The sequence below is a fragment of the Sphingobacterium siyangense genome (assembly GCF_023277505.1).
GTDB lineage: Bacteria > Bacteroidota > Bacteroidia > Sphingobacteriales > Sphingobacteriaceae > Sphingobacterium > Sphingobacterium siyangense.
Genome location: NZ_CP080574.1, coordinates 1,637,801 through 1,660,617, shown reverse-complemented (window position 1 = coordinate 1,660,617; position 22,817 = coordinate 1,637,801). Strand labels below are relative to the sequence as shown.

Here is a 22,817-nt window from a genome sequence, read left to right as displayed (position 1 = left end):
TTAATTCATTTGAACACCGTAGCTCGCGAGCAACTTTGGAAATAAAATATTATTCTCCAGGTGGATATGCTGCAAAAGATCGGATTCGAAAGATTCGATCTGTGAAAATAATGACGTGTAGGAATTGCAGGCATTGGCTGGCAATGTGTAATTTTGGGTAATTTTGCGCAACTGCTGAAGTTCCTTTCCTGAATCTTCGTGTTCGGAAATCAAAAATTGAATGAGCTGCTCTACCTGTTTGCTGGTCAATTCTTGTTCATTCTTGGTTGCCGGAAAGAGCTGCTTCTCCTCTTTATCCAAATGATGGTAAAGGTCATCAAGAAAGGCATCGAGTTCTTTGGACAAGTTGACCAGCTCGGGATGCTGCTGTGCATGCACATCGGCCACTTTATGTGCAAGTTCCTGAATAATCGGTCCTTTTTCCCGGACATACCGATGATGAACATTCTTAATATAATCACTTAAAAAATCGATATCCCAATCTTTAAAATTTAGCGGTGGGCCGGCTATAGGAAGCTCTTCGGATTGGTTTAACCGTCTGCGCAATTCAATTTCATCGAGACCAACACTATGAGCGGCCTCCTTAAGCGTCTGCTTACCACCGCAACAAAAATCTACCCCAAGCTGTTTTAAAACTTCGGCCTTGCGGATATCCTTGGCAGCAATATGGCCAACGGTTTCCAGTGTTTCGCTTTCGAGCGGTTTGCCAAGGCGAACCTGCCAGTATTCGGGCCCCGATTCAAGATAATTCCAAATGAGATCCTTTCCACGTTCACCCAGCAACTGATAATAGAGCGGTTTAGGATCATGATCGTTTTTGATAATAAATGACTCGCCCGAATCCAGGGCATCGAAGTGATCAAATATGGTCGGGTGTTTAAGTCGAGGTTCTATATTGAAAACCTCCAATAACGGTGATTTAATCATGATAATAGTATTAAATGGTCAATAAATTATTATAAATCCTTTTTCTTAAAATAGCGAATAGATAGCCCTAGAGGAATGAGGCACCAGAGCAACATGACCAACAGGGTGATCGCAATGCCGAATGTATTACCGAAGAAATCCCGAAATATCGCCCCTGTATAGCCCATCATCGCGGATAGATCGACCTGTAATAAAATAAGGATGCGACAGATATCGATGGGATTGAGCATGGACAGTGCAACCATTCCATGTTCGATGGGATAATCCGCAAACTGAAATAGGATGAAAAGCACCAGTGCGTCAAAAAGCAGCGTGAAATAAAGCCAAAGCAAAATTGCCAATCCTATCCCCTTCGACTTATCTCTGATCAATACAGATGTCCACATCGCGATCGAAACGAAAATCAAAGAAAGTAACAGTCCGCAACCGACCAAAGTAATTCCCGAAGAGCTAAATGCATAGATAAAAGTTGGTATGCCAACGCCAATAAAAAAAGCTAAACTAAGTGTACCTGCCAGACCCACATACAGGCTGCCCCAAATGCTTTGCCGTTGCAAAGGCTGACTGACAAGGCAATTGATAAACTCGGAACTCTGGTAGATATAGATGCCTGAAAAAATGATACTCATCAGCGGAACTACAAACAACACAATATTCAGTAGACTGAGTAATCCCTTTTCATAGTTGTCCTCCATGCTATAGACCGTCATGGAAAGTACAAAGAGTAATATGGTGTAGCATAAAATGGTCTTGTTGCGCAAGAGATCCACAAAAACGTAGCGTATAATTTTATTCATCTTTTCTCTAATTAGACAGGTCGCGGTTCTGCATCAAATAAGCGATTGCTTTAGATAGCTTTTCAGTACCTGTATCTTCTTTTAATTGCTGCAAACTCTTATGAAACTTCAGCTCTCCTTCCTGCAGAAAGACAATCTGCGATACAAATTCATCGAGATCACTAAGCACATGGGAACTGATGATGATCAGTTTACCGCGTCCGATTTCTTTTTTGATTTTATCCTTGAGAATTTCGGTAGACAGAGGATCCAGTCCTGCTGTAGGTTCATCCAGGATGAGTACTTTGGGGTCAAACATAAATGCGATACAGGCACTTACTTTTTGTCTTGTGCCACCGGAAAGCGTTGCCATCCGTTTTTCCAACAGCTTGTCCACGCCAAAAGCCTGATAAAGATCCGAATCCGTCTGGGGCTGTTTACGGATATCTTTGATCATATCCAGGACCTGTTTGATGGACATATTCTCAGGATATTGACCGATCTGCGGCATATAGCCGATATGGTTCCGATAAGCCCATTGCTGTCCAATGTCCTGTCCTTCAAAAGTGATCCGTCCGGCACTCGGCATGACCATACCTAGGACAGACTTGATCAAAGTAGTCTTACCACTGCCATTGGGGCCAATTAAGGCAACGCATTCGCCGCCATTCAAGGTCAGATCAATGCCCTTTAATGCATTGAATTTTCCAAAGCTTTTCGTTAACTGCTGGATACTAATCATACTTTTATTGATTTCATGCGAGGCTTATCGTCTTTAAGCCCCTCGGGTGTCAGACTTGGTAATAGCTTTTCAGTCCGGTCGAACAACATGGCCATAAAACTTCGAAAAAGTAACATCGCCGAAGGATAGCGCTCAACCATCATCGAGAATAGGCTTACGGGACGAAAAGGGATATCCCCAAATCCGTCTTTGTCCAGATCGTATCCCTCGTATTTGTCCCAATAGTTATGCACAAAGCTGTTGAGTGTAAGGGTACCATTGGTGGCAACATCAAAGGTATTCTGAAGAAAATTATTGTCTTTAAGCACATTGTCCATACAGCTCGACTGAATCTTGAGCCCCCATCCGTTGCTCTTAAAATTGTTATGTTCAATATGGATACGATTCGATCCTTCCATAAAAATACCCGTGGTATTGCGGCTAAACTGATTGTTGATGATCTGACTATCGGAAATATCTTTGAGCAACAATCCATAGGCGGCATCGCCCCAATTCTCTTCGAAATTATTGTTTTCCATATGGACATGCTTGGTATACATAACAGCTACACCTGCACCATTGCTGCGAAAGGTGTTTGAGATGTAACTGTTCTCATGGGAAAACATAAAATGGAGACCATAGCGCAGATTTTTTTCAGAAAGATTGCCCTGTACTCGAGTATGGGTCACAAACTCAAGATAAATACCGTCCCTATGTCCAGACACTTCATTATTTTCAACACTTAAACTATCTGATTTCCAAGCATGAATACCATTACCAATCAGCTGCTCCGCTGTACCAAAAGCTTTGAGGATATTGCCCCGTATTTCAACGTTTGTAGCATTCTGCGCATAGATCCCGAAAAAATTGTCCACGAGCTCATTGTCAAAAATTTTGATATGCGCTGTATTGTAAATTTTAATACCGGCAATATCATTCATGGAAGAATGTCCCGAATGCTGTATTAAAAAGCCTTGAACAGTAACCTGCGGTGATTTGATCGAGAGCGGTTCATATTTTTTCTCGCCGTCCAGCACAGGTTTTCCCAGGCCTTTCAGGAAAATTGCCTTATCAATAACAATATTCCCCTCCTTATACACACCCGCCGCTACTAAAACGGTATCACCTGATTTCGCTTGTGCTAAGCCAGCCTTTATTGTTCTGACCGACTGCCCCTTTCCTACCTGGATGGTTGTCGCCGATACAGGCACGTTTACGAGCCAAAGACAAGCCATTGCACAGTACAACGCTAAAGCTAGATTCTTCATTGTTATTCATTTATTTCCACAGATCATTCCAGGTCATCACCGTGCCACCGATCTCTGCTTTGACCTTATCCAGTTCCACCCGTTTTTCAAATACAGCAACATTGCCTCGCATTGGGCTTTTCAAGGCTTCACTTTTGAGATAATATGCACCTTCAGCCGGTACGAGCTTATGGCTAACATAATCCGGCAGGTAATAAACGGTAATCTCTTCTTTTTTGACCGAGTTCCCTTTGACAAAGGCGATCATACATTGTACGTCATCAAAATTAAAGACCCGTCCCTTTTTTGTCTGCAGCTGCGTACCAAAACGCGCGTCCGTTATTGTCATCTTACAGTGGGCACATTGCTCGCTACCGTATTTAATAGGCTTGGGTTTATTGTTGCCCTGACAGGCCTGCAAACTACATAGAACCAGCAATATACTACTACAGATCAACGCAAATAATTTATAATTTCTCATATGATTTTAGTTTTAGGGTTTTATTATTTTGCCACTCCCGCACTGTACAAAAGGCCAAGATAATTCCACAGAGTATAAAGATCCATCCCCCGATATCAGGTATAGAATAGGCGCCAAAATTTAAAAGCTGTTTGTATCCGATCAGTGGTGGCTGATAAGACATTCCGGGAACTTTTATCGGTGCAGATGGATCGAGCTGATGCCCATAGTTGTATTCCCAGATATAAAAGTCAACCAGGGCTGCGACTCCAAAAAGCAGAAAACAAAAGAATAAGCCATAGAGCAGTTTTCTATTCTGTACGAAACCGGTAAGCAAAAAAGCAAGCGCAAAAAATAAGATGATATAGGGCAAGACCTTAAATTCTATGAAATCTTCCGCATGTAGCGTTTTCATCCCGATATAGTGGTTCAGTCCATTGATAATATCAACTTGTCCGGCCAACTTGTTGCTATAGATCTGTAGTTCTAGCCCTTCTGGGTATTGTGCTGCGTCGAGCTCAATACGCCAGATGGGTAGGAAGATGACCGCTACCAGGGCCAGGCCACTCAGGATCAAAAGAATCCGATGTACTGCTGACAGGTGACTTGTAGTTTTCATCATTGTAGGTTATATTAATTGGTCTTCTCTTGCGGTTGATTGGTTCCCAGACTATAAATCAACGGAACATTGTTTCCTTTTTTTGAGATACGGATATACCCCTGCATCTCTTGGTGTAACGCGCTACAAAAATCCGTACAGTAGAACGGGAATACACCTACTCTATCTGGAACCCATTTCAATGTCTGTGTCTCTCCCGGCATAATGAGCAATTCTCCATTCTTTGCGCCTTTGACAGCAAAGCCATGCGGCATATCCCAGTCCTGCTCAATATTGGTCACATGGAAATAGACTTCATCGCCTAGTTGTACACCCTCGATATTGTCCGGAGTGAAGTGTGAACGGATGGATGTCAGGTATACATGTACCTGGTTACCTTTACGTTCAACGCGTGCATCTTTGTCTCCTTTGGCAACAAATGGGCTGGTATTTTCTTCAATTTTAAAAATCTTCACACTTTTGTCTTTCACTTTCTCCGCTTTGATAGCTTGCGCATAATGTGGTTCACCAATGGTCGGAAAGTCTAACAACAATTGCATTTTGTCTCCCGAAATATCAAACAATTGGGCACTCTGAGCCAACTCCGGTCCTGTAGGGAGAAAGCGGTCTTTCGTAATCTTATTATAGGCGATGACATATTTGCCTTCTGGATTTTTGGTATCTCCACCAGGTATCATTAAATGGCCTGTTGAGTAAAATGTTGGTGTACGGTCGAGCACCTTTAAATCCTTAATATTCCATTTCACCAATTCGGAAGACACAAAGAATGACGTGATTGCATTTCCTCTGCCATCAAATTCTGTATGCAGTGGGCCCAAGCCAGGTTTTTGGACTTCGCCGTACAGCGCAGATTCGTATTTGATAATTGGGATACCACCGAATTTTCCTTCGAATTGTTTTTCCTGGATTGCTTTCTGTATCTTAGCGAACGAGAATACAGGTATGACCGCAGCCAGTTTACCCGACCCTACAATATATTCGCCTGTAGGATCAACGTCGACACCGTGCGGAGATTTTGGGCAAGGGATATAGTAGCATAGCCCCTCCAGCTCCTCTGCCTTCAATACGATCGTTTCTGTATTAAAAGATGTTTTTGCGGTATGTGATTTCTCGTCGTAAGTGTTATGGGCATACTTCAACCCGGTAACCTTTTTCCCTTTTCCGGCTTTCAAATACTCTTCGGCTTTTTTCCAGTTGACGGCCAATATAAAGTCTTTGTCATTTTTGGATGCATTGACCTCCAGCAATGTATTTGCCTGTTCGGTATTGTAGGTGGAGAAGAAGAACCAACCATGAGAAGTCCCTTTACCGGCTCGGCTCAGGTCATAGTTTACACCGGGTGTCTCAATCTGAAAAGCCAATTCCATGTTGCCATTATCCTTATTGACGCTGACAAAGCTCAATGTTCCGCGAAAATTCTTTTTAAAGGTATTGATAGGTACATCGCCCGACTCACCGTCCAGCGGAACCGAAAATCGCGTTCCTGCAACAACATATTCGGTATTTTCAGTAATGTACGGCGAAGAGTGGTTTCCACCGCTGTTGGGGAGTTCGAGTACTTCAGCCGTACGAAAAGTTGTCAGATCCACCCGGGCAATACGGGGGGTATTGTTGGCATTGACAAATACCCAGCGGCCGTCGTAGTTTCCATCGGTTTTCGAAAGCTGCACGTGGTGTAAATCATCCCAAGGTACATTGCCATGGGACGTTTCGAGCATCGGTTTAGTTTCTTCACTAAAACCCCAGCCCTTTTCGGGATCTAGTGAAAAAACGGGTATTACACGCAATAATCTGCCGGATGGAAGTCCATAAACGGAGAGCTGCCCACTAAATCCCCCGGATACGAAATTGTAGAATTCATCGTATTTCCCTGGGGCAACATATACCTTCTCAGCGGCATCACCACTCACGGCGGCTCCCGCTCCTTTGGGTTTACAGGCATGGAAAGTCGATAACACCGCGCTCGCCATTAGGCTCGTCAATATGTATTTTGTTAAAGTCATTCTATTCTTATTTTAAGGTTAATACCTATGCAGCTTTGTTGATTCTTATTCAGCTTTTATTATTTTACACCATCATTTTGTCGCATAAACTCCAATACCTTTCGGGCTTCCTCGTCCGTTAGATTTTGGTTAGGCATCCGGACCATGCATAGTTCAAGTTGCGCCTGTAATTCCGGATCCTTATCGATCATCGGATCAGGATTAGTGATAAAATTCATGATCCACTGTGGTTTTCTCCGTTGTGTCACACCTTTCCATCCTGGCCCGACTAGTTTCTCGTCGGTTAGCTTGTGGCAGGAAGCACATTTCAGGTCAACAATCAATTTTCCGGCTGCGGCCATTGGTGCATCCAAATGGTCAGCGATTTCCACTTTGTCAAATTTTCCCTCACCGCGGTGAGGATCATATCCACTGGCGTCATTTGCCGAAGCCCCAGATTCATTAACACTGTTGGCAACGGTCTTTTTCTCGCCATTGTTTGAGGAACAGGAATAGATAAATAATCCCATCAAACAACATACAATTAGCTTTCTCATCTTATTTTGGTTTTGTGTTCAAACTTGATTGTGTTTTACTTAATCCAAAGGTATTATCGAAGCGTGTAGCCATTTTATGAGGCAAATCATAAAATGATTCCGGTGAGAACAAACCATCAATCAAAAACAATAAAACACTATATATAAGCACATTAACACCAAATTGATTTTCATCACTCATTCCCGTGATCAACATCAAGATCTATTTTGTGACACTACTATATCTTTACGCTGTGTAGTAAAAACTAACTTATATCGAACGATGATTCCAACCGCAATACTTCTCGAAAAGGGAGCGAGCAGCCTACATGCCGATATTGGTGAAATACTTTTTCATGAGGATAGCATGGCCACATTTTATTATCAGTTGTTAAGCGGGCGAGTTCGTCTTTCTAATTTCTTATCAGACGGTAGGGAGGTCCTCCACAATGTTATCTGTGCCAATGAGGGCTTTGGAGAAGTAGCGATATTGGACAATGGAGTTTATACAGTGACGGCAATTACCGACAGTTCATGTACATTACTGAAGATCAGTTCGAAAAAATTCATCGAAATCATATATGAATATGGCAACCTACATCGTTTGGTATCACAAAAGATGGCGCGCGAACTACACTTTAAACTCTTTATGATCAAATTAATTTACAATCGTTCACCGGAGGAGATCCTCTCCAATCTGATCCAAAAGTTAAATGAAAGCAAGAGACTCGTTTGTCAGGAATGCAACCGACTTATGCTTACGCGCCAACAATTGGCTAATATGACCGGGTTAAGAGTAGAAACAATCATCCGGACAATGAAGCAAATGGACAAGGAAGATAAATTGAACATTATCCGCGGAAAAGTTTTTGTTCCGGCCGATGGTATTGATTGAAGCTTGAAACAACGATGTTTCAGCTATCGGAAAGAAATCAACGTATGAATAAAATCAGTAGCTATTTAAGTATCAGGAAATGGATCGTCATCACCCTATTCAATTTACTTATTGTAGGTATTTTCGGGTTGATTATGCGCTTAAAATTTTTATTTCCCATTCCTTGGATCGACCAGAAAAACCTCATGCATGCGCATTCGCATTTTGCTTTTTCCGCCTGGGTATCCCAAGCTCTTATGATTTTTCTCATAATGACCGTTCTGGGAATAAAAACCAATCAGATTTTGTGCAGGAAATATCAGCATATCCTATGGGCTAATTGGACGGTTTCGATAGGCATGCTTATTTCCTTTTCAGCTGCTGGCTATAACCTATGTTCGATTATATTATCCTTTTTATCGATACTTGTCTCTTATTGGTTCTGCTTTCAATTAGTGCGGGATCTTAAATCATCGACACTTCCTCCGGCCATTTCGATCTTAATTAAGTCGGCACTATTTTTCAATATATTTAGTTCACTAGGGACCTATTTTCTGGCATATCTCAAAGTGAGCCACCAACTGGATCCATTAAAACAGCTTGCATCAGTCTATTTTTATCTTCATTTTCAGTATAATGGCTGGTTTTTCTTTGGCTGTATTGCTCTGTTTGCCAGTTGGCTGTATAAACGTACTGGTAAAATACCAATAAGTCCGCGTTTTTCGCTCGTGTATGTCATGACTGTTATACCAACCTATTTCTTATCTGTTCTATGGTGGAAGGGTTTACCCCTGTGGCTATATATTATTATAGTCATTACAGTCGGATTGCAATTTGTCCTGTGGGGAACATTAGCACAACGAGTCGTCCGACTGGTCCGAAGCAATATTTCACTCCGCTTAAGCCCCGATACATCTAAAATTTGGTTATGTGTCCTGTTTGCCATTTTTCTCAAACTGATATTGCAAGGCATATCGGTCATACCTGCTCTGAGCCAACAAGCTTATGGATTTCGACCAATTGTTATTGCTTATCTTCACCTCGTCCTTTTGGTGGTAATATCACTCTTTTTAATTGGGTATGCTTTTCAGATTTGTATGTTAAAAATCGAAAAAGGCATTCACTATGGCGTTTATGGCTTACTTGTTGGAATCTTTTTGAATGAATTTGTGTTAATGTTGCAGGGGCTCGGTGGATTTATACATTATTCTATCAGGGGAACACATCATGTGCTGACGGTCGCTGCAGCTATTATTGTTGTCAGCCTCTACAGGATAACGCAAACCCAATTACGCAAATGATGCTATTAGCATAAGCCATGAGAGATGATCGATCATGAAATAGCTAGAAAATAAGCCACATCTCTCGACATGGCTCTACAACATTTATATATTTATTTGAGATGGCTCTTATTTATACGAATTGATCGATTTAGATACTTTCCAGTCATTACCTTCACGTACAAGAGTCACTAGGTCTGTTTTGGTAAAGTTTTCAAACGTCAACGTCACTTTGGCTACCATATAATCCGCCGACTCCTCAAGGATTTCGGTGCTTACCGTACAGTTTAGCTTTTCACCTTTTTGTTTTTTCAAGGATTTAACCACTTCGCTACGGCTGTTAGACTGCGCATTGATAGCTTGGATCTTTTGATTAAAATCAGATGCAAATAACTGCTCTACTCCTGCTGATTCTCCCTCTGTAGTTACCGCAACATAGTGCTCTAAAGCGAAGTCTGCTGTAGAAAGGTTAATGTTAGCTTTTGCTGCTTTTGCTCCTGGTCCTTCAGCTGCCATAGCGAAAGTAGATACTGCGATTAAAGCTGCTGCTGCGAATGTTTTTACTAGCGTTTTCATAATGTCTTTATTTTATTGTGTTAGTTTTTAGTTCTTATTTGTTGACTCAAAACTACGACACAATACGCCCCTAGCCTACGGGCTTTAGACTAACGATCGGGAAAACTCGGTGAATGGAGGGAATAGGGAGGTGAAGCAAGTTGCATTTCAGGATAATTTTGTTCATCTTCATCCTCCCAACAATTCGACTTCCAAGCTGAATGATTGGACTTTATTACGCATTAAAAAAAAGAAAATGGTCACGTATCTAGATTCTGGAAATATATTCAATTTACCTGATGTAAAAAATTATGCTCATGGTTGTAATTGCGCTGGAGCAATGGGGAAAGGAATCGCTTTACAATTCAAAGAAAAATATAATCAAATGTATTTGGAATATAAAAAGCGTTGTAAAGATGGTGATTTCTCTCTTGGGGATGTTTTTTCTTACGACTATGGTGAAGGCACTGTTTTCAATCTTGGCACTCAAAAGACCTGGAAAACCAAAGCAGAACTTAAAGCAATTGAAGATTCTCTTCTCAAAATGCTTGTATATGCCCGCCAAAATGGCATCGAAAAAATAGCCCTGCCAAAAATTGGGGCCGGGTTAGGTGGTTTAGTTTGGGACGATGTAAAAGCTACTATTAACAGGGTTGCCAAAGATTATGATGATATTGATCTTATCGTTGTAGAAAATTATAGAAATATTTAAAAAAATAATTGACAATTAGTAGCAAGTGGACAAAACTAAAAAAGCCACATCTCACGACGTGGCCTTAAATAAACATATGATTCACTAGTGGTCTGCCTTTTTATAATTGACAAACCACCAGTTATTGGATACTACTTATATGAATTGATCGATTTAGATACTTTCCAGTCATTACCCACACGCTCCAAGGTAACTAAATCTGTTTTGGTGAAGTTTTCAAATTTCAACGTTACTTTAGCGACCATATAGTCTGCCGATTCCTCAATGATATCTGTGCTTACTGTACAGTTTAGCTTTTCACCTTTTTGTTTTTTCAAGGATTTAACCACTTCGCTACGGCTGTTAGACTGCGCATTGGTAGCTTGGATCTTTTGATTAAAATCTTCGGCGAATAACTGCTCTACTCCTGCTGATTCGCCCTCTGTAGTTACTGCAACATAGTGCTCTAAAGCGAAGTCCGCAGTGGAAAGGTTAACGTTTGCTTTTGTTGCTTTTGCTCCAGGTCCTTCAGCTGCCATAGCGAAAGTTGATACTGCGATTAAAGCTGCTGCTGCGAATGTTTTTACTAGTGTTCTCATAATGTCTTTTTTTATTGTGTTAGTTCTGTTGTTCTTATTTGTTGACTCAAAACTACAACACAATAGGCTCCCAGCCTATCGGCTTTAGACCAACGATCGGGAAAACTCGGTGAATGGCGGAAATGGGGAGGTGAATTTTATTTTAGCAATTTAAAAATAACCAAGTTCCTATTAAAAGAAAAAATAAACGCCAGTTTGCCTTTTCAAAGCTTCTTCAAACAGGCAAATAATTTCTTCCATAAGCTCCTGAATACGATCATCTTTTAACCTTACATTTTTTAAATATTTTAACCCTTCCTCCAACTGTTGCTTATTCGTAATAGCATCGTCTTCAAAATCATCTATTAAACAGCCTAGCATATTATTCAAATCTGAAAATACACCAAAAGCATCTAATTGATAAAATTGCGACTCTGAGAGAACTAACTGGATCAAATGATGATCTCCAGCTTCATTAAAATCCAATAACTCTTCTGCCCTTTTGTCTTTTGGCGTAATGATATAACGATTTTTCATATAACAGTAATCCGACGGTTGAAATGCTATGTACTTTTAAAATACTTTATTGAGACAGCTGCCGTCATATCAAGTTAACAAAAAAAATTACTCCAATAAAACTATTTCAAATTGACTGTTGTTCTTACAATACAAACCGGCTACAAGCTACCTTTCGAAAGAAAGGTTCAACATAAAAATTGGCGTCGTACAGTGAAAATCCAATAGTCTTTAAAAGCATTGGATGACGAAACAAAAAAGAGGAAACGATAGGAAACATAAAAATTATTGTACAAATAAACGCTAACAGAAAGGGTCTGATGAAAATCAGGCCCTTTTGACGTAAAAAAGCCATATCTCTCCTATTCAGCTTGATTTTAAGGATATAGGACAGCTTCTAGATTTTTGTAAGCGGTAACGTGTTTATTCTCTGACATTTTATTTAAATTGATTAATCTCCATTTCACTGAAGGAAGTTCCGAGACTAAAGTTGCGTCCAATCCTAAGAGTGCCCAATCAGGTGTCTTATTTTTGACAGAGAGTAAAAATTTACGTTCACTATCAGTCATCTCCTTGTTGATATCTGCAATCAGTTTCTCCCGTACAGAAAGTAGCTCCTCTAAAGAAACTTCAATTTCTGCCATTTGCGCAAACTCCATTTCATATATACCTGAGATATCTTTTCGGTTTGGATTAAGCAGTTCTGCCATCGGTCGAAAATGACTTATTAAAAATACAAGAAATGTTTTTCGTAATTCTTCCGTTAATCCTTCATTTTCGTATAACTGTTTTACATCAAACAAATCACGGGGATGTTGACGATCTAGGGCAGCGCAAAGTTTACCAGCATACAGATCTGGGTGTGATGCAACTAGCATTTCAGCATAACCAAATTCTTTTTCAACCTGCGGTCGCACTTCCATTCTGACAGCTGGGAAAAGGCTTCCACGTATAACAGGAGATAGTTCTATTTTAACACGAACATCATTAAGTGAAACTATTATTCGTAAAGAATTATCCTGTTGTAGTGTTGTATTTTGAACTTGGGCACCTGCAATCGATTTCTTTATGGAATCTGTTATTCTCGCTAATGCAGCTCTGATATTTTCAAGAGAGGCGTCGCGATCCTCCATTGGCAGATACAACAAATCGATGTCTACGGAAAGCCTTGGCAAATCTCTATAAAAACAAATTAATAGCCGTACCGCCTTTAAGTGCAAAACAGTCTTCTTTATCGATTATAGGTAACAATCGGATCAATAAACGGACCTGCTCGGCATATTCTTCTTTCTTACCCATAAAAATCAGGAACAGTTATTTTATATTTCTTATTTAGTTTCCCACCTGTGACGATCACACGATTACCAGATCCAAAATCTATTTTCTCAGATTGAAGTTTTGTAAACCAGGTATGATTTTGACGCTCGGCAAGGTAAAAGAAAAGCCTGCGAACTTTGATATTTGTGCACAGTTCCAATAATCTTTGGAGTGTCCTAGGAGAAAGCGTATTTAATCCTTGCATTAATTCATCCGCATGTTCAAATGATATATTTTGGGGAACTTGATTCATCACTTCCAAAATAGCTCTTTCAGGAATGGATATACGTAAGCCTTCCTTTGTATTTTTCCAACTGAAAGCTCTAGTAAACTCAAGTAATGCTAGCGGCCTTTCATCTTCAAAACTATTACCAAATAAATAGCCAGAACTATGCTTAAGAAATTTGATCCCTGTTGTAAGGTTATTTATCCATATGGGAAGATTATCCCGGCCATATAAATGAATCAAGCGTTGATTAGACATCGGGAGATAATGGGTCAGTTTCTGAAGTTCTAAAGCCGATAGGCCTCCAATGGTTAGATCTGTATCTAGCTGTTTCTGCAGGAAATAGGCAATATCCCCCCATTCCACTTCTGCCCCTTCACGTTTATATACTCCATTTTTCACAGTTTCCAATAGTCGACTCTTCAATAAATTATCGATCGCATGACCTGTGAGATCATTCTGCTGTAGCCAAGATCTGGTAACCAAAGCTCCCTCCGGCACTAATTTTAACACATCTTTCCTTCTCTGAGAATACATATTCATGTTTAAACTATTTAAATTTATCGGCGAAAAACGCCGATAAATCAAACATACATAAACTGATTTATTTAACAAAACTTATATTATCGGCGTTTTTCGCCGATAATAAAGAAATACATAAACAAGTATGTCTTTTCGAAAAACAAGCATAATACCGTTATTCCTGATTTTAGAGAAATGGATGTAAAAAACTCATATTGATATCATGTTATCTGAATTGACTCGCCGAGATCCTCCGCTCTACAAAAAACACACCGATTGTTGCCAGTCACCTAAGACAACCGGAGCATCGCCAATGGCCAAAATCGATCTTTTGATGCCATCGATCTCTTGCTTATCCAATTTGTTTTTCAGCCTTTGCAAGCGGACCTGATTTCGCCCGCTGGGCTTAATCAGCACCAGATCGGACACATCAAACTGCAAAGTGCCTTTGATAGGATCGTAAAACTTCTCATTGGCAAAACTCAGTGTATTAAAAATACTGATCTTGGTTCGTAAAAGCCAGTCTCCAGAGGTCAGATAAAATGCAAAAGCATTCCTCATCTTGACATGTTCTTTAATACAGTAGCTAGCCACCTTGGCGCATAGGCATAACTTTTACGGGAAGCCGTAATAATCTGTAATTTTTTATTCTTAAAATTGACAATATTGTAAAATGGATTGTAATAAAACTAAAAATACATTGATTTTCAATGTTTTACTATATAGTTTTAATTAAATCATTAACCCAATCAAATACTGATATTATGGAATACAAAGTAGTACCTTTTGTAGCATCGATAGACCCAAGGACAGGCACATCGGATCAAGTAGCAGAACAATTAGAAAACCTGATTAACCAGGGTGCATCAGGAGGATGGAACTATGTAAGACTAGAAAGCGTCACAACTTATGTACATGCCGAAAATGGTTGCTTTAATAATAAACCTGGATATACGACGGCAAGACAGATGGTGGTATTTTCAAGGCCATGAAGCCTCTCCTATTGACCGCGATCCGGTTGTATTGGTTGATCATCCCACCGGAAAGAAGACGTAAGTGTATATTTAGGCATAGCTGCTCTAAATATGTATTTGACGTAACTAAACATGAAGGCTTTAGGGCAGGTAGTAAAGCATTGCTTTCACGCATGAGAACCTGTAATGGTCACTTTGACATAATCACAGATTATAAAAGTGGTAAGCGGATGATGTACCTGAAAGGCGGTGTAGTGGTTGGCGAGGCGGAGATCGCGGAGAGGTTGTTGTAAATAGTTTAGGGATGGAACTTAAAAAGCATACCTATCTGTATTTTTGCGAACTAAATAAATACAAAAAGCCGAAGATAACTGAGAAAGTCATATACACTGTAAAAAATAATCTGTTAAACCTCTCCGAATGTAGGTAATTGGCTTTTTAAAGGTTGTTCAATAAGGCTTTATCGAACAACCTTTATTCAGTCCTGAATCTTTATTTATGCTGCCAGCACCTTCCCCCACCTGACACTTTGCGCTGACACGGTCCTCCTTTTTGAGTTGGAGCACCACAGATGCCCGAAACAGGTTTAGTTGATCCCGAACTTTTTACGATATGTCTAACAGTAACACTGGAATTGCCTGACTTCGAAACCAGCCGCTTACCGTCTTTTATAATATGAGCAGACACAGTATTCGAATTCGATTGTCGCCCAGTGACGGTCACTTTCATCTCTGTGAATACCGAGCGCGGAAAATCTTTCTTCCATGTTCCTTTATGACCATTCAAATACACCGTAGTCCCTAGGTCATCAACATAGTTAATGTCACATTCATCACATTCTGTTTCATAACCATATGTATCGTATTCCGATTCAGCTTTTTTACAGGCCATAGATAAAAATGAAATAAGAAATAACAATAGATACTTTTTCATAACACAGCTGATTAATAGTTAATGACGGTTTCCACGATCTGCTCTGAATATTTGTAGATATCATCCAATGAATCTAGATCATATTTAGCCTCCTTTTTGTCTTTGTCAAACAACCCGATACGCAGGCGATTGGGCGTAAAATAGAATCGACAGATCGGTTTGCGATTGTTATCATCTAGTAAGATGCCGCAGTAGGACTGATTATCACGCATAAATATGCGACCTACCTCGATCTCTTTACGCAAAATAGATTTAATGATCAGGTATCCCTCAATCTCTTCCTCCGTGGTGACAATCAAGGCATCGGGTTCTGTCGGTGCAATTGCAGCGTTCTTTTCTTCGGCTTCAGTTTCTTTTTTGAGTGCGCTTTTTAGTCTTTCGGCGATCTGGTCGTTCACAATCTGTGTAAACACCCGTTTTACCAATGGCGTAAACTGTTCCAAAACCTTTGCTGTAACAACACTTGGATAGGCTTGCTTCGCAAAAAAACGAACGAAATCGTCGCTTGGGTTTTGCATCTCGCCCATTGCTAAAATAGTCAACTCGTTAAAGTACTTTAATTCGCTCGCAACGCTGGAAATGCTTTCGAGATCAAATTCTGTTTTGTGGAATTTGCGTAATTCGGATACTTCATTGTCTTTGATATCCATAATCTTGAACTCAAAAAATGGCTTTTCGTCCATCTTATTCGGAGTAACCAGATCGGTGTAAAAGCGGTATTCTACGCCGTTCGTCAGCAAACCAAATTTGGCTTCTGTGGTATGGAAATAACGGAACAATTGCGAATTATGCGGATCAAGCCCGTCCGCATAATGTTTGCATTCAATTAAGATAACAGGTTTGTCTTCACGTAATATCGCATAGTCAACCTTCTCCCCTTTCTTGATACCGATATCGGCAATAAACTCTGGTTGTACCTCAAACGGATCAAACACATCGTATCCCAATATCTTCAAAAACGGCATCACTAGGGATGTCTTTGTGGCTTCCTCTGTTTTGATCTGTGGTAAAAGTCGGTCAACGCGCTTGGCAAATTGACGAATCTCATCTTTAAAATCCATAATAAAATAGTTTTGTTAGCAATAAGTGGTTTCTTTAATCTTCCCAACCGCAAAGGGTTTTACCTTCTTTTTGTGCTTGCTCCCGTGTTGTCTTGATGGTTTTGGCACCGCATGACTTTAATCCTCTACAGTTTTCATTGAGGTGATATCGCTTCCCTTTGCCACTACCACAAACGTATACTGTATTCTTATCTGAACTTTCTTTCACTAGCGAAGCTGTGGTACCATCAAACCGCAAGAGGATGATAAATAATAGGCTTATCAATTTCATAATACATCAAAAATAATCGGATCAGCGCATCTTATTTTACGGTTTCCCGTAGTGACACATTTTATTTTAATAAGCCCATACACCCTTCTTACTTTCTCTAGCCTCATGCTGAAGCTTCACAAAAAGGGCTGTATGTTTTACATTGGGAGGATAGGTATCTACAACTGCAAATCCGCCTTTCACTAAATCAGCGTTCAGAAAAGTACCATCCTGCAAATAGATGTAGGCCAGCAACCGATGATATCTGTCCTTTTTCTGAACATCAAATTCAAGCTTAACCCACTTATTTTCGGTTAGCTGTCGTACATATTCTTTTGCTTCCTTTGCATATGGTCCCTTTAATTTTCCTCGGGAATTGCGCGTCTCTGGTGCATCAATTCCTATAAATCTGACCTTAAATTTTTCACTACCATTATTAACCCAGAAAGTGTCTCCATCAATGACCTTCGTAACATAAACTTCTTTTTGTTGCCACCGGTTGATCATTTCCTCCTGAAGTGGAGCAGTAGACTTCCCTTCCCTAGAGGCACTAATAAAATGTTGTTGAGTGACCTCAGTCGGCTGTTCACTTCCGCAATTAATAAATAAAGGTAATATGAAAAAGATGGCAACCAGTATTTGCCATCTTTTTCTGACTCTGGCTAGCTTTTTCATTATGCCGAGATCTTTTCATCTGCTTCCTTTTCAGGAAATAGTATGGATACCAAAACAGATAAAATAAGAATTCCCCCTACAATGCCCAAAGAAACTGGTGAAGGGATATGATACCAAGGCGAGATGATCATTTTGACACCAATGAACGTTAAGATTACCGAGAGCCCGTAAGGAAGTTTGCTGAACATATGGATAAAATTGGACAGTAGAAAATAGAGTGACCGAAGTCCAAGTATGGCAAAGATGTTGGATGTGTAAAGAATAAAAGGATCCTTCGAAATAGCAAAAATAGCAGGGATAGAGTCGACCGCAAATAACACGTCTGTAAATTCAATTACGGCAACAACAACCAAAAGCGGGGTTGCAAGTTTCGTCCCGTTCTGAACAGTAAAAAACTTTCCTTGATCATAATTATCAGATACCTTCCAGAATTTCTTCACCAATCGCGCACCTGCTGTTTCGCTAAAATCCTCATCTTCATCGTCATCTCCACTTCCCCAAGATTTGATCCCTGCAAAAATTAGAAACAAACCAAAGGCTGTCAACACAAGATTGATATTCCAAGGTAGAGCGGTCACACCAAAGAAATCCAGTATCGGATTAAGATATGTCAAATTAATTAGGCCTACGCCTGCAAAGATGAAGATCGCCCGAAAGAGTAACGCACCCAAAATCCCCCAGAACAGTACTTTGTGATGTAATTCCCGTGGCACTTTGAAGTAAGAAAACACCAAGATAAACACAAATAAATTATCTACTGACAAAGCCTTTTCAATCCAGTAAGCTGCCTGAAACTGGGTAAACTTTTCTATTGCAGTGGCATGCCCTCCAGCATCCTGATTAAATACATAATAGACAACACCGGAGAAAATCATTGCCAACGAAATCCAAACCACTGTCCATATAGTCGCTTCTTTGGAAGAAACAATATGGCTCTTTTTGTTGAAAACACCCAAATCCAGTAACAGCATGATAATGACTGTCAACCCAAATCCCCAAATTAGACCAGGATGTAATTGTAAAATACTTTGTTCCATTTTTATAAATTATTGATTAGTTAGCGTGATAAATAATAACCTTCCACCCTCCTCATTGGACAGTAGAATCTTTTTGCCGTCAGTCAATTCAACCATTGAATTAATTGGTACATCTTTTTGCTCAGTCAGATCCTTCATCCCCTGCAGGTTTTGGTTGACTAGCATCCATTTATTTTGGTAATAGGTGAAATACCCAACTGGTTTCTTATCCTCAGCGGTAAGGCTTTCATTCCGTATCACTTTACGGGATACATGCCATTTGAAAAGATATTGATTGTGATAGACCATTAGCCGATGTCCTTCGGGTTTCCATACAGTATCTTTAAATTTAAAATAGAGATCGATGACGGGAAGGCTTCCTTTGTGCGCTGTACCACAGAATGGACAGATAGGTTTGGTAGAATTGTCAAATACGTACCACTTCTCATCACAATGTGGATTATTGCACGGCTGAATAAGGTCTACTGTTTTCAATAATGCAGTCTCCCACTCGTTGGCAATGGGACGCAACATAGGGTTGTGCAGGCCATCGATAAAAGCCCGTTTAAACAGATCGGCCAGATAAGGTCCCGTTTTGGTGTAGGAAAGCTTATTAGGATTTCCCCAGAAGGATTCCCATTTTCTCAGCTGATCGGTCTTAACAGCATTCATTCGATCAGTAGGATGCTCAACAAACAGTGCTTTTTCTCCCATCGCCATTAGTTCATCTTTTTCGGCATCAAGATCCCAAATCTTACCACCCCGCAGTGGGTGCCGTCGCAACAGATACATATAAATCAGCACTGCCAGGGCATGGAGATCTGTCTTCTGATTAGGCAGTACCCGATCGGGATCATTAAGTTTAAGGTGTTTGGTCTTTAATACCTCTGGGGCAATAAAATCGGCTGTACCAATCACCTCAGGAGGGTACAATCCGGGGACAACCAAACCATCCAAATCAATGATATTGGCAGACTTACTAACAGGATCAATAAGCACATTATTATAGGATAGATCTGAATGGGCAAGCCCCATTTGATGCATTTTCTTGACGCCCCGACAAATATTAATAGCAATTTGAAAATAACTTAGCCAATCGCCTAATTCGGACTTATCCAAGGCGAGCGGATATTGTTGATGACGAAAGGATGGTGCAGTAAACCACTTTCCAACTTTCTCCCCTCCTTTTATCATCGAATTGGCACCATAACCCTTTGCAAAGAAAAATTTGGTATCATAGATAGGTACAATGACGCCTGTCTTGCCATCCTGTTCTACCGCATCATAAGGCCAGCGGTAGATTTCCTGCAAGAAATAATCACCTGCACTACCATTCTTAATATTGTCTAAATATAAAGTGACAATACGCTTTATCCGATCCCGCTGATTGAAGTCAAGGGTGTTTCGAAAAAAAGCAACCACGTACTTTCTATTGGGTGCGAAATAGACATCCTTAACACCACCTTGTTTGGGACTGCCGTCATCTATATACTTGTAAGTCCGAGACGGATCAATAATGGATTTTATAGTTATCGTCTTCATCTGTTAATAGATTATGGCTAGTGTTCTATCGTCGTGGTTACCTTTACTCCAGAAGTCAAGCCAGGTCAATAACTGATCCTTAATATGTTCATCTGTCAGAAAATCTACCTTTGCACCGTCTTCATTTTGCCCACCTAGATCTTGTAGAAAGGTATTCCATCTTTCTTTATCTTCCAGTTTGTTTTCTGTAATAAATTTGGCATCATAGATCCCATCTGTCATCAACATCAATTTTGAAAAATCATCAAATCTATTGATCGCAAATCGTAATGGCATATCACTGTGACTGAAAATCTCTGGCATGGTAATAAAACGGGTTCCCCCACCAAACTCACCGATATCGAGCAGATTGAGTAAATGCACTTCCTGTAGATCGCCAATAACAACATTGATCGGGCAATCACCGACACCAAATGTCAGGACCACGTAGCCAAAATCAAATTTTTTGACAAGCGCAAAAATCAATGTGGTGTTGAGATCTTTCAATAGAATATCTTCCTGTTTGGCAAACTCCACTAGCTTTGCATGTACATCGCGAACAGATTTGTAAAGGATATTGATGATCGAAGATTTGACCTTGAGCAAACACTCCTCTGTAGTCATTTCGGCTTTAACAACCTCTTCAATCGGATCATTGACAATATTTGTTGTGGCCGCGGAAACAGGTTGATCATCTTTTGGTGCAGGCGGAACTGCTTCAGCGGGTGCGGTAGTATAGTAAGCCAAGCATAAATCGTTTAATTCGTGTAGAAGAACCTCGTTATCGAAAGTTTTAACAAGATATTCTGTAGCTATTTTAGATCCTTGCCGGGAAAATTTAGCCGAACCAGCTCCGTCCGCAACGGCCACGACGGCCCAAGCTTCAGGCAGTGCAGACACATAAAAATGATCATCGCGAAAAGAACCTTCGTGTGCATGCGAGCGTCCTCTTTGTGAGGCAACAACTATCCGCTTGTCGAGAAAGGCTCCAGCATATTTATCACTGTCCGCCTTGGCGTATAGATCATTTTGATTGCTAGGTTTATTCAGCCAAAGGTCCTTAGGATCAGCATTGACAATAAATGGGATGATCTTAATGTCTTCCGTTGGATTTTCTTCTAGAGTATTAATAAAAACCAAGTGCAAATCCATCGTAAGTGCCATGTTTGGCACTCCACAGATACTTGAAGTCTCCGGATCAAAGGTTAAACCAACTTTATCCAGATTTTTGATCTGTTGGATGCGAATATTGGGAAATTGAGCTAGGTCAAAACTATACGCATAGTGTTTTTTCGCATTAGCATTAGTAATGACCAGTTGCGCTTCTTTAAATTCTTCCTTCTCTCTATACATTTGAAATATCGCTATTATCTGCTGTTTTAATGAATTAATATCCCTTGCTAATGCATTGATCTTCGCATTGTGCATCAGTTTGGCCAGAGTATTATCAACGACCTTGTTCTGCTCTACGTTAAATTCGTCCAGCAGTTGTTTTAAAATTGTTTCCACGATTAACCTAAAGTTCTATTAATATCAAATCCGCCACCTGAGGCACCATAAAAGCCAATATTGCCACACCAAGGGCATGTATTTTCGCCATCACCTTTGATACAATGTATTCCACCACAGGAGCAGCTGGCGAGACCAAATTGGTTACCGCAACAAGGACAATTGGGATTACCATACAGCTCGTCGGTTGATACCTTCAAGTTAGAATTGTCAAGTCCAGAATAATCACGATAGGCGTTTTCATCTATTTTATAAGCTCCTTGTACACGATAAACTCGGGTAGATAAGTCCATGATACCTGAATCTTCCATATCACGCCTAAATTTGATCAGATATGACTTATCGGTATTTGAACATTTTGCATTAACCACGACAAAATTATCATCCACGATCTGATGCATTCTAACTGTATCAACTTTCTCAATCACCTCAGGAGTGCTTTTCGCTAAATTTATTGTATCAGTATTACTATTGGTCACTTGCTCACTTGTCGCTTTGATGGAAGCTGTCACCCATTTAAAAAACTCTTTGTATGACTGCGCACCGCTATTATTAAAACGCAACACATGTGGGGTCAGTTGCTCCAGTAATCCATAGTTGGTATTATCTCCTATTGAGATCGCGATTAGATTTGCTTTGCGTTGGTATACTGTATTCCACTTTTTGATGGCTTCTTCTGTATCATCTGTCGGTACACCGTCCGTAAACAAAAATATAATGGGTTTCCAATCACCTTTTCGTTCATAGGTCGTCGGCATTAACTCGTTATCAATGGAGCGCATCAGTTCTGTCAATCCACTGGACAGCGAGGTTCCACTACCAATGGGCAATTTTGGCGGATAAAAAGTGATCACATCCTGTAAGGGTGTAATGACCTTGCTTTTACCGGCAAAGCCAATGATGGATATCCATACAGTTTCGAGTGCAAAAGGATCAGTTTTGAGTGTCTGAATGACGGTACCAATACCATCTTGTACTTGCTCTATAGGTTCGCCGACCATAGATTCAGATACATCTATCAAGAAATATACAGGTAACCTTCTCATGATTA

27 protein-coding genes are annotated in these 22,817 nt (G+C 40.3%); 5 read left to right on the top strand and 22 right to left on the bottom strand.

The window, feature by feature from the left end; genetic code table 11:
* The 8 genes from ric to K2F45_RS06755 are packed head-to-tail and all read right to left on the bottom strand — an operon-like array spanning position 1 to position 7,289.
* Positions 1 to 927: an iron-sulfur cluster repair di-iron protein gene (ric, locus tag K2F45_RS06790; protein WP_075991505.1), complete on the bottom strand. Its 927-nt coding sequence runs from the start codon at positions 925 to 927 to the stop codon at positions 1 to 3.
* A 29-nt stretch (positions 928 to 956) separates the two neighbouring features.
* Positions 957 to 1,724 (bottom strand): ABC transporter permease subunit, encoded by a 768-nt coding sequence (locus K2F45_RS06785; RefSeq protein ID WP_248933204.1) that lies wholly within the window; start codon positions 1,722 to 1,724, stop codon positions 957 to 959.
* A 7-nt stretch (positions 1,725 to 1,731) separates the two neighbouring features.
* A complete protein-coding gene (locus K2F45_RS06780; protein WP_075991503.1) occupies positions 1,732 to 2,445 on the bottom strand; it encodes an ABC transporter ATP-binding protein in 714 nt (237 codons plus the stop codon).
* Entirely contained in the window at positions 2,442 to 3,692 is a 1,251-nt protein-coding gene (locus K2F45_RS06775) for a nitrous oxide reductase family maturation protein NosD (RefSeq protein WP_070565743.1), read from the bottom strand. Before K2F45_RS06775 ends, K2F45_RS06780 begins: the two co-directional genes overlap by 4 nt.
* A gap of 10 nt (positions 3,693 to 3,702) precedes the next feature.
* Positions 3,703 to 4,152 (bottom strand): nitrous oxide reductase accessory protein NosL, encoded by a 450-nt coding sequence (locus tag K2F45_RS06770; RefSeq protein WP_248933203.1) that lies wholly within the window; start codon positions 4,150 to 4,152, stop codon positions 3,703 to 3,705.
* Positions 4,139 to 4,753, bottom strand: a complete 615-nt coding sequence (locus K2F45_RS06765; protein WP_198386050.1) for a hypothetical protein — start codon at positions 4,751 to 4,753, stop codon at positions 4,139 to 4,141. Before K2F45_RS06765 ends, K2F45_RS06770 begins: the two co-directional genes overlap by 14 nt.
* An 11-nt stretch (positions 4,754 to 4,764) precedes the next feature.
* Positions 4,765 to 6,753 (bottom strand): Sec-dependent nitrous-oxide reductase, encoded by a 1,989-nt coding sequence (nosZ, locus tag K2F45_RS06760; RefSeq protein ID WP_248933202.1) that lies wholly within the window; start codon positions 6,751 to 6,753, stop codon positions 4,765 to 4,767.
* 59 nt (positions 6,754 to 6,812) lie between these two features.
* On the bottom strand, positions 6,813 to 7,289 hold the full coding sequence (locus tag K2F45_RS06755; protein ID WP_070565751.1) for a c-type cytochrome: 477 nt from the start codon (positions 7,287 to 7,289) through the stop codon (positions 6,813 to 6,815).
* Positions 7,290 to 7,551: 262 nt separating this feature from the next.
* Here K2F45_RS06755 and K2F45_RS06750 point away from each other — a divergent pair, with 262 nt between their 5' ends.
* A complete protein-coding gene (locus K2F45_RS06750; RefSeq protein WP_075991501.1) occupies positions 7,552 to 8,163 on the top strand; it encodes a Crp/Fnr family transcriptional regulator in 612 nt (203 codons plus the stop codon).
* A 44-nt stretch (positions 8,164 to 8,207) separates the two neighbouring features.
* Positions 8,208 to 9,443, top strand: a complete 1,236-nt coding sequence (locus K2F45_RS06745) for a hypothetical protein (protein WP_146752976.1) — start codon at positions 8,208 to 8,210, stop codon at positions 9,441 to 9,443.
* Positions 9,444 to 9,551: 108 nt separating this feature from the next.
* Here K2F45_RS06745 and K2F45_RS06740 read toward each other — a convergent pair whose 3' ends face one another.
* Positions 9,552 to 9,998: a nuclear transport factor 2 family protein gene (locus K2F45_RS06740; RefSeq protein ID WP_248933201.1), complete on the bottom strand. Its 447-nt coding sequence runs from the start codon at positions 9,996 to 9,998 to the stop codon at positions 9,552 to 9,554.
* Positions 9,999 to 10,107: 109 nt separating this feature from the next.
* Between K2F45_RS06740 and K2F45_RS06735 the strand changes: the two genes are divergently transcribed.
* The gene (locus K2F45_RS06735) at positions 10,108 to 10,689 is read left to right on the top strand and encodes a macro domain-containing protein (RefSeq protein WP_248933200.1); all 582 of its coding nucleotides are present in this window, start codon (positions 10,108 to 10,110) and stop codon (positions 10,687 to 10,689) included.
* 131 nt (positions 10,690 to 10,820) lie between these two features.
* On the opposite strand, the gene K2F45_RS06730 is transcribed toward K2F45_RS06735, so the two are convergent.
* From K2F45_RS06730 to K2F45_RS06710, 5 genes are all read right to left on the bottom strand, one after another.
* On the bottom strand, positions 10,821 to 11,267 hold the full coding sequence (locus K2F45_RS06730) for a nuclear transport factor 2 family protein (RefSeq protein WP_083663515.1): 447 nt from the start codon (positions 11,265 to 11,267) through the stop codon (positions 10,821 to 10,823).
* A 171-nt stretch (positions 11,268 to 11,438) separates the two neighbouring features.
* Positions 11,439 to 11,783, bottom strand: coding sequence for a hypothetical protein (locus tag K2F45_RS06725; protein ID WP_075991497.1), 345 nt, complete (start codon positions 11,781 to 11,783; stop codon positions 11,439 to 11,441).
* A gap of 356 nt (positions 11,784 to 12,139) precedes the next feature.
* Positions 12,140 to 12,982: a nucleotidyl transferase AbiEii/AbiGii toxin family protein gene (locus K2F45_RS06720; RefSeq protein ID WP_216640448.1), complete on the bottom strand. Its 843-nt coding sequence runs from the start codon at positions 12,980 to 12,982 to the stop codon at positions 12,140 to 12,142.
* A 71-nt stretch (positions 12,983 to 13,053) separates the two neighbouring features.
* Positions 13,054 to 13,848 carry a type IV toxin-antitoxin system AbiEi family antitoxin gene (locus tag K2F45_RS06715; RefSeq protein ID WP_075991496.1) on the bottom strand — a complete coding sequence of 265 codons (795 nt, stop codon included), beginning with the start codon at positions 13,846 to 13,848 and terminating at the stop codon, positions 13,054 to 13,056.
* A 237-nt stretch (positions 13,849 to 14,085) separates the two neighbouring features.
* Positions 14,086 to 14,388 carry a hypothetical protein gene (locus K2F45_RS06710; RefSeq protein WP_075991495.1) on the bottom strand — a complete coding sequence of 101 codons (303 nt, stop codon included), beginning with the start codon at positions 14,386 to 14,388 and terminating at the stop codon, positions 14,086 to 14,088.
* 203 nt (positions 14,389 to 14,591) lie between these two features.
* On the opposite strand from K2F45_RS06710, the gene K2F45_RS06705 reads away from it, so the two are divergent.
* On the top strand, positions 14,592 to 14,819 hold the full coding sequence (locus K2F45_RS06705) for a hypothetical protein (RefSeq protein WP_070570510.1): 228 nt from the start codon (positions 14,592 to 14,594) through the stop codon (positions 14,817 to 14,819).
* Positions 14,816 to 15,094 carry a membrane protein insertion efficiency factor YidD gene (gene yidD, locus K2F45_RS06700; protein ID WP_075991494.1) on the top strand — a complete coding sequence of 93 codons (279 nt, stop codon included), beginning with the start codon at positions 14,816 to 14,818 and terminating at the stop codon, positions 15,092 to 15,094. Before K2F45_RS06705 ends, yidD begins: the two co-directional genes overlap by 4 nt.
* Before the next feature lie 199 nt (positions 15,095 to 15,293).
* Here the strand turns inward: yidD and K2F45_RS06695 are convergent, their stop codons facing one another.
* The 8 genes from K2F45_RS06695 to K2F45_RS06660 form a co-directional block, all read right to left on the bottom strand.
* Positions 15,294 to 15,734 (bottom strand): hypothetical protein, encoded by a 441-nt coding sequence (locus tag K2F45_RS06695; protein WP_157625950.1) that lies wholly within the window; start codon positions 15,732 to 15,734, stop codon positions 15,294 to 15,296.
* 11 nt (positions 15,735 to 15,745) lie between these two features.
* Positions 15,746 to 16,795: a type I restriction endonuclease gene (locus K2F45_RS06690; protein WP_075991492.1), complete on the bottom strand. Its 1,050-nt coding sequence runs from the start codon at positions 16,793 to 16,795 to the stop codon at positions 15,746 to 15,748.
* A gap of 34 nt (positions 16,796 to 16,829) precedes the next feature.
* Complete coding sequence (locus K2F45_RS06685) at positions 16,830 to 17,066, bottom strand: hypothetical protein (protein ID WP_075991491.1); 237 nt, start codon at positions 17,064 to 17,066, stop codon at positions 16,830 to 16,832.
* Between the two features lie 66 nt (positions 17,067 to 17,132).
* Positions 17,133 to 17,720: a thermonuclease family protein gene (locus K2F45_RS06680; RefSeq protein ID WP_216640447.1), complete on the bottom strand. Its 588-nt coding sequence runs from the start codon at positions 17,718 to 17,720 to the stop codon at positions 17,133 to 17,135.
* Positions 17,720 to 18,757, bottom strand: a complete 1,038-nt coding sequence (locus K2F45_RS06675) for a TerC/Alx family metal homeostasis membrane protein (RefSeq protein WP_075991490.1) — start codon at positions 18,755 to 18,757, stop codon at positions 17,720 to 17,722. Before K2F45_RS06675 ends, K2F45_RS06680 begins: the two co-directional genes overlap by 1 nt.
* Positions 18,758 to 18,766: 9 nt before the next feature.
* Entirely contained in the window at positions 18,767 to 20,278 is a 1,512-nt protein-coding gene (locus K2F45_RS06670; RefSeq protein WP_075991489.1) for a helix-hairpin-helix domain-containing protein, read from the bottom strand.
* Between the two features lie 3 nt (positions 20,279 to 20,281).
* The gene (locus K2F45_RS06665; RefSeq protein WP_075991488.1) at positions 20,282 to 21,766 is read right to left on the bottom strand and encodes a PP2C family serine/threonine-protein phosphatase; all 1,485 of its coding nucleotides are present in this window, start codon (positions 21,764 to 21,766) and stop codon (positions 20,282 to 20,284) included.
* Positions 21,767 to 21,768: 2 nt separating this feature from the next.
* Positions 21,769 to 22,812, bottom strand: a complete 1,044-nt coding sequence (locus K2F45_RS06660) for a TerY-C metal binding domain-containing protein (RefSeq protein ID WP_075991487.1) — start codon at positions 22,810 to 22,812, stop codon at positions 21,769 to 21,771.
* Positions 22,813 to 22,817: the final 5 nt, after the last annotated feature.

What these genes read in the sequence shown, in the direction of transcription:
- K2F45_RS06765 (WP_198386050.1), bottom strand. Translation starts at nt 4,753, where the DNA reads ATGATGAAAACTACAAGTCACCTGTCAGCAGTACATCGGATTCTTTTG.
- K2F45_RS06705 (WP_070570510.1), top strand. Translation starts at nt 14,592, where the DNA reads ATGGAATACAAAGTAGTACCTTTTGTAGCATCGATAGACCCAAGGACA.
- yidD (WP_075991494.1), top strand. Translation starts at nt 14,816, where the DNA reads ATGAAGCCTCTCCTATTGACCGCGATCCGGTTGTATTGGTTGATCATC.
- K2F45_RS06680 (WP_216640447.1), bottom strand. Translation starts at nt 17,720, where the DNA reads ATGAAAAAGCTAGCCAGAGTCAGAAAAAGATGGCAAATACTGGTTGCC.
- K2F45_RS06690 (WP_075991492.1), bottom strand. Translation starts at nt 16,795, where the DNA reads ATGGATTTTAAAGATGAGATTCGTCAATTTGCCAAGCGCGTTGACCGA.
- K2F45_RS06745 (WP_146752976.1), top strand. Translation starts at nt 8,208, where the DNA reads ATGAATAAAATCAGTAGCTATTTAAGTATCAGGAAATGGATCGTCATC.
- ric (WP_075991505.1), bottom strand. Translation starts at nt 927, where the DNA reads ATGATTAAATCACCGTTATTGGAGGTTTTCAATATAGAACCTCGACTT.
- K2F45_RS06750 (WP_075991501.1), top strand. Translation starts at nt 7,552, where the DNA reads ATGATTCCAACCGCAATACTTCTCGAAAAGGGAGCGAGCAGCCTACAT.
- K2F45_RS06785 (WP_248933204.1), bottom strand. Translation starts at nt 1,724, where the DNA reads ATGAATAAAATTATACGCTACGTTTTTGTGGATCTCTTGCGCAACAAG.
- K2F45_RS06670 (WP_075991489.1), bottom strand. Translation starts at nt 20,278, where the DNA reads ATGAAGACGATAACTATAAAATCCATTATTGATCCGTCTCGGACTTAC.
- K2F45_RS06695 (WP_157625950.1), bottom strand. Translation starts at nt 15,734, where the DNA reads ATGAAAAAGTATCTATTGTTATTTCTTATTTCATTTTTATCTATGGCC.
- K2F45_RS06675 (WP_075991490.1), bottom strand. Translation starts at nt 18,757, where the DNA reads ATGGAACAAAGTATTTTACAATTACATCCTGGTCTAATTTGGGGATTT.
- K2F45_RS06710 (WP_075991495.1), bottom strand. Translation starts at nt 14,388, where the DNA reads ATGAGGAATGCTTTTGCATTTTATCTGACCTCTGGAGACTGGCTTTTA.
- K2F45_RS06740 (WP_248933201.1), bottom strand. Translation starts at nt 9,998, where the DNA reads ATGAAAACGCTAGTAAAAACATTCGCAGCAGCAGCTTTAATCGCAGTA.
- K2F45_RS06770 (WP_248933203.1), bottom strand. Translation starts at nt 4,152, where the DNA reads ATGAGAAATTATAAATTATTTGCGTTGATCTGTAGTAGTATATTGCTG.
- K2F45_RS06660 (WP_075991487.1), bottom strand. Translation starts at nt 22,812, where the DNA reads ATGAGAAGGTTACCTGTATATTTCTTGATAGATGTATCTGAATCTATG.
- K2F45_RS06685 (WP_075991491.1), bottom strand. Translation starts at nt 17,066, where the DNA reads ATGAAATTGATAAGCCTATTATTTATCATCCTCTTGCGGTTTGATGGT.
- K2F45_RS06775 (WP_070565743.1), bottom strand. Translation starts at nt 3,692, where the DNA reads ATGAAGAATCTAGCTTTAGCGTTGTACTGTGCAATGGCTTGTCTTTGG.
- nosZ (WP_248933202.1), bottom strand. Translation starts at nt 6,753, where the DNA reads ATGACTTTAACAAAATACATATTGACGAGCCTAATGGCGAGCGCGGTG.
- K2F45_RS06780 (WP_075991503.1), bottom strand. Translation starts at nt 2,445, where the DNA reads ATGATTAGTATCCAGCAGTTAACGAAAAGCTTTGGAAAATTCAATGCA.
- K2F45_RS06715 (WP_075991496.1), bottom strand. Translation starts at nt 13,848, where the DNA reads ATGAATATGTATTCTCAGAGAAGGAAAGATGTGTTAAAATTAGTGCCG.
- K2F45_RS06725 (WP_075991497.1), bottom strand. Translation starts at nt 11,783, where the DNA reads ATGAAAAATCGTTATATCATTACGCCAAAAGACAAAAGGGCAGAAGAG.
- K2F45_RS06755 (WP_070565751.1), bottom strand. Translation starts at nt 7,289, where the DNA reads ATGAGAAAGCTAATTGTATGTTGTTTGATGGGATTATTTATCTATTCC.
- K2F45_RS06730 (WP_083663515.1), bottom strand. Translation starts at nt 11,267, where the DNA reads ATGAGAACACTAGTAAAAACATTCGCAGCAGCAGCTTTAATCGCAGTA.